6 protein-coding genes and 2 pseudogenes are annotated in these 5,069 nt (G+C 39.9%); 6 read left to right on the top strand and 2 right to left on the bottom strand.

Annotation, left to right across the window (positions count from 1 at the left end; translation table 11 throughout):
• The first annotated feature begins 103 nt into the window (after nucleotides 1–103).
• Nucleotides 104–550 carry an RNA polymerase sigma factor gene (locus ABZB17_RS20415; protein ID WP_372653109.1) on the top strand — a complete coding sequence of 149 codons (447 nt, stop codon included), beginning with the start codon at nucleotides 104–106 and terminating at the stop codon, nucleotides 548–550.
• Nucleotides 551–726: 176 nt separating this feature from the next.
• Nucleotides 727–1,335, top strand: coding sequence for a hypothetical protein (locus tag ABZB17_RS20410; RefSeq protein WP_372653102.1), 609 nt, complete (start codon nucleotides 727–729; stop codon nucleotides 1,333–1,335).
• Between the two features lie 65 nt (nucleotides 1,336–1,400).
• On the opposite strand, the pseudogene ABZB17_RS20405 reads toward ABZB17_RS20410, so the two are convergent.
• Nucleotides 1,401–1,538 (bottom strand): annotated as a pseudogene (locus ABZB17_RS20405) (ATP-binding protein); the annotation flags it as partial.
• A gap of 294 nt (nucleotides 1,539–1,832) precedes the next feature.
• On the opposite strand from ABZB17_RS20405, the gene rplU reads away from it, so the two are divergent.
• The 3 genes and pseudogenes from rplU (at nucleotide 1,833) to ABZB17_RS20390 (ending at nucleotide 2,733) form a co-directional block, all read left to right on the top strand.
• On the top strand, nucleotides 1,833–2,144 hold the full coding sequence (gene rplU / locus ABZB17_RS20400; protein ID WP_321487174.1) for a 50S ribosomal protein L21: 312 nt from the start codon (nucleotides 1,833–1,835) through the stop codon (nucleotides 2,142–2,144).
• 19 nt (nucleotides 2,145–2,163) lie between these two features.
• Nucleotides 2,164–2,424, top strand: a pseudogene (gene rpmA, locus ABZB17_RS20395) (50S ribosomal protein L27); the annotation flags it as partial.
• Nucleotides 2,413–2,733, top strand: a complete 321-nt coding sequence (locus ABZB17_RS20390) for a helix-hairpin-helix domain-containing protein (RefSeq protein ID WP_372653106.1) — start codon at nucleotides 2,413–2,415, stop codon at nucleotides 2,731–2,733. The pseudogene rpmA and the gene ABZB17_RS20390, both read left to right, overlap by 12 nt.
• Nucleotides 2,734–2,829: 96 nt before the next feature.
• Here ABZB17_RS20390 and ABZB17_RS20385 read toward each other — a convergent pair whose 3' ends face one another.
• Complete coding sequence (locus ABZB17_RS20385; protein ID WP_372653100.1) at nucleotides 2,830–3,882, bottom strand: prolyl oligopeptidase family serine peptidase; 1,053 nt, start codon at nucleotides 3,880–3,882, stop codon at nucleotides 2,830–2,832.
• A gap of 183 nt (nucleotides 3,883–4,065) precedes the next feature.
• On the opposite strand from ABZB17_RS20385, the gene serS reads away from it, so the two are divergent.
• Nucleotides 4,066–5,069: serine--tRNA ligase (serS, locus tag ABZB17_RS20380; protein WP_372653097.1), on the top strand; the 1,004-nt coding region annotated here is incomplete at its 3' end.

The raw sequence follows: 5,069 nt of genomic DNA, 5'->3' as shown, positions 1-5,069 counted from the left end.
CGTAAAGGGAATACAACGTATTTTATAAAAAAAATGATCTGAAGTTGTAGTTTTTTACCTGCTTTTACGACATACAGGGTGAAGAGCAAAAAATGAAAACCAAATTGCAAATAAAACTGAGTTTAGCGAGCTGATTGAAAAGCACCAGGTAATAATCCACAAAATAACGCTGGTTTATGCCAACGGACAAACAGATCGCGAAGATCTTTTTCAGGAGATTTGCCTGCAACTTTGGCGCTCGTTTCCCAATTTTCGGAACGAGGCGAAATTCAGCACCTTGATGTATCGCGTGGCACTAAATACAGCCATCAGCGATATACGAAAAAAGAAAACGGATATTCATTTTGAGCAGCTGCGAGATAACGATCGTATGGAAACAGAACCTTCTGACGAGAAGGAACAGGTTAAACTACTGTACCGGGCTATTTCAAAACTCAACCGGATCGACAAAGCGCTGATTTTGCTTTGGCTCGAAGAAAAAAGTTACGAAGAAATAGCTTTGATACTGGGAATCTCAAAAACGAACGTAGGCGTAAGCTGGTTCGTATAAAACAAAAACTGGAAGAAATGATTTTCAAACTTCAGTAAAAAGCCATGAACGACAAAAAATTAAAAGACATGTGGAACAAAGCAGAAACCCTGATGGGAGCTTCGGATTACGAAAGCCCGGCCATCGAACAGTTTATTTCGGGACGCTAGAATGATACTACCCAAAAAATAAAGAACATGATTATTTTCGACCTCGTGTTGAAAGCGCTGGCAGTATGTGCACTGGCAGTAGATTTTGTTCTTTATTTTGGCACCGCTAACATAATGGCAGTTACTGGTGCTGGTGTGGCAATACTTCTACCATTGATTTTTATGCAATACAAATTGCTGAACCGCTTTTTGGAGGCGGCCGATTACGGACAAACAACCCGCGACAAACTGGCCTCAATGCTCACTTATCTGAAAACAAAATTCTTTACTACTTTGCTATCCGTTTCGGGCACTTACCTGTTTGGTTTTATTGCCGGATCGTTGGTCTATTTTTACAAGACATACGGCTATGTACGACCGCTCGACGGTGTAGATTTTGTGGTGTTCTTAACGTTCATTCTTATAGGAATAGTCCTCAATTTCGTTGTGAACCAGGGACAAGTAAAATACCACATTAAACACCTCGAAACCTGTTTAAAAGATCTGAATGACAAAAACCTGGAACTGGTTACAGAAAACATTGAACTGCAACGAAAAAGCGACCGATCGAACAAAATATTACTGGCCCTGGTCCTCATTCTCGGAATTTTACTTCTTATTATCGTATTTAAAAACATCGGCTTTATCGTTAAATAAAACAGTAATGTACCCAATACAAAACGGGGTTAAATTAATTCCAGAAATTTGTGAGAAAATAGAAATTAAGGAAGCGGGATGGTGAAATGAAATTCCGCTCCTTTTCCCTTTTCGCTTTCGGCCCATATTTCACCGCCATGTTTTTCCACCAGCTCTTTACAAAGGACAAGGCCAAGTCCGGTACCCGATTCTTCGTTGGTTCCTGCTGTTGAAAAACTTTATGTTGACGTCAGCTTTGATATATTTTTTTGATATTGGCAAAATTACACCTTAAATCCTGATTTAAAAACACGCATCATTGATTTAAGAATTTCTGAAGTAACTTTTAAGATTTTCAGCAGATTAAAGATGTAAAATCAACATCAAAAAAATGGTAATTATTTGCTAATTATCTAAAATTAACTACTTTTGCAGTCCGAATTTTGAATCGTTCAGGCTCGAATAAGTGAAATCCGATGCGATATCCGCCTGACGGTGTAAACATTAAAAGTGAAAATATGTACGCGATTGTTGAAATTGCTGGACAGCAATTCAAAGTAGAAAAAGACAAGAAACTTTTCGTACATCACCTGGATGCAGAAGAAGGTGCATCAGTTGATTTCGATAAAGTATTGTTGGTTGACAACGACGGAAAAGTAGCCGTTGGAACTCCAACCGTAAAAGGTGCTAAAATTACAGCCAAAGTGCTGGAACATGTAAAAGGCGAAAAAGTGATCGTTTTCAAAAAGAAACGTCGTAAAAGTTATCAGAAGATGAACGGTCATCGTCAGCAATTTACTCAAATTCAAGTAGAAACCATTGTTGGATAATTAATAAAGGAAATTTACCATGGCTCACAAAAAAGGTGTAGGTAGTTCGAAAAACGGACGCGAATCGGAAAGTAAACGACTTGGAGTAAAAATTTACGGAGGTCAGTTTGCAAAAGCTGGTAATATATTAGTTCGCCAGCGTGGTACTCAACATTTTCCTGGCGACAATGTAGGTATTGGTAAAGACCATACATTATTTGCATTGATCGACGGAACTGTTGTATTCAGAAAGAAAAGAAATAACCGCTCATATGTATCAGTAGCTCCTATTGTTGATGCTGATGTTGCAGTTGCAGAAGCTCCTGCAAAAGCTGCTCCTAAAAAAGAAGCTGCTCCGGTTGTTGAAGAAGTAAAAGAAGAAGCTCCTAAAGCTGAAGCAAAAGCAGCAGCTGAAGGCGACGATCTTACTAAATTAACTGGTGTAGGACCAAAATTAGCTGAAGTATTAGTTGAAGGTGGTTTTACAACTTACGCTGAGATTGCTGCAGCATCTGTTGAAGCAATTCAGAAAGTTCTTGAAGCTGCAGGAAGCCGTTACGCTTCAAAAGATCCACAACCCTGGATTGAAGAAGCTAAAGGTTTGGCTTAAGATATTGATAAACCAGAGGGTTTAACCTCCCTCAAAGGAAATACGAAACTCCTGTCGGTACCGACAGGAGTTTTTTTTTTGGGAATTTTCGCGTTTCTACTTTAGGGCTTTATCCAGAAAATCAACCATTATCATAATCACTTTCGGATCGGAAAAATGACCACCGCCATGATTTGCTCCAACTATCGCATATCGGGTTGATTCTACACCTGCTTTGCGAATTGCATTGTGCAGCAATACGCTTTGGCTTGGAGAAACCAATGCATCAACAGTTCCATGAATCAAAAGAAACGGCGGGTCGTTTTTGTCCACATAATTTACCGGATTTGACTTGGCAACTACCTCAGGTTTATCCAGAATAGTTAATCCACTGTTTTTACCATGTACAAACATGGCTTCTGGTGCTTCTTTTGTGTAGTGTGCTTCTTCGGCTGCTTTATCATAGTCGGCACCAATTTTTGTCAGGTCGCTTAATCCATATACAACAATAGCCGCCTGTACATCGCTGCTTTGATCAAGGTTCTCTCCCTCTTCAAAATCTTTTTCGCCATTTGTAGTTCCGGTCATTCCGGTTAAATAACCTCCTGCCGATTCTCCCCAAACAGCCACTTTATCCGGATTGACACCATATTTTTGCGCATTGGCACGCATAAAGCGAATGGCCGCTTTTGTATCTTTTACTGCATCGCTGTACAATCCGTTGGTTGCTACATGATATTCAATACTTGCAACAACATATCCGGCTTTGGCAATTTCGCAGCGGTTGTACAAACTACTGTTTTTTGGGGCAAACATAAAACCACCACCGGTTAGAAATATAACGCACGGATAATCTTTATCATCAGTCGGTCTCACAATATCCATTTTCATCGACATTGGATCGCCATCAGAACTTTTGGTTTCGTGAAAAATCACATTTTCAGTAAGCGCGAGATTTTCTGGAACCTCCCTAACCATTTTGGGAGCACCCGAAATATCTTCGAGCACAATACTGGTGCTGTTATCACAAGGTTTTATTTCTTGTGGCATTAACAAACCTCCCATTCCGGGGATAGCTTTTCGTTCTTGTTTTTCTTGCTGAGCAAAAACAACATTTACAGAGCCTGTTAATGCAATTACTGTTAACAGGAAAAAAGATAGTCTTTTCATAATTTTTTTTTATTTGTTTTGTAAAAATAGTTGATCAAGTGAACACGCCTAAAAAATGCAGCGATTTGTATATTTCACAATCAGGGTTTTAAACTATTGCTATTAGATAGGAAATTAGAAATAGGTTTAATCATAAAGTGCCAATTCATTTATTAAATTTGCAGCCTAATAAATGGAAAAGACATGCTCAACTTAAAATTTATTCAAGACAACCCGGAGTTAGTAGTAGAAAAACTAAAACGCAAAAATTTCGATGCTTCGGAAATTGTTTCAAACATTATAGATCTTAATACCCAAAAAAATAAGCTGCAGGGCGAAGCCGATTCGGCAAAAGCTGAAATGAATAAAATTTCGAAAGAAATTGGTCTGCTTTTCCGCGAAGGCAAACACGAAGAAGCCAACGCAGCAAAAGAACGCACTGCCGAGCTAAAAGAAAACATTAAAAACTTTGACGCTGATTTTGCAGCCATCGAAGCAAAAGTTTACGATTTACAGGTTCAACTGCCTAACTTACCTCACGAATCGATTCCGGCTGGAAAAGGAGAAGATGACAACGAGGTAATTAAACAGGTTGGCGAGATTCCGGCAATGGACGAAAAAGCACTGCCTCACTGGGAGTTGGCAGCCAAATACAACCTGATTGATTTTGAGCTGGGAGTAAAACTTACCGGAGCAGGATTTCCGGTTTACCGCGGAAAAGGCGCTCAACTGCAACGTGCACTTATCAATTTCTTTTTAGCTGAGGCATCAAAAGCGGGTTACGAAGAAATTCAACCACCGTTGGCAGTGAACGAGGCATCGGGTTTTGGAACCGGTCAGCTGCCCGACAAAGAAGGCCAGATGTACCACATTACCGAAGACAATTTATATTTGATTCCAACAGCAGAAGTTCCGGTAACCAACATTTACCGCGATGTAATTCTGGATGCCAAAGATCTGCCCTATAAAAACACCGCCTACAGTGCCTGTTTCCGTCGCGAAGCCGGTTCGTACGGTAAAGATGTTCGCGGACTGAACCGCCTGCACCAGTTCGACAAGGTTGAAATTGTACAAATTGCACATCCCGACAAATCATACGAAATTTTGGATGGAATGGTAGCTCATGTTGAAAGTTTGGTTGCCAAACTAGGCTTACCTTACCGCATTCTTCGTTTGTGTGGTGGCGATATTAGTTTTACCTCTGCCTT

It is taken from the genome of Draconibacterium sp. (assembly GCF_041583095.1).
Taxonomy (GTDB): domain Bacteria; phylum Bacteroidota; class Bacteroidia; order Bacteroidales; family Prolixibacteraceae; genus Draconibacterium.
Note: the sequence above shows the minus strand (reverse complement) of the source record. Positions and strands in the feature narration are given on the sequence as shown.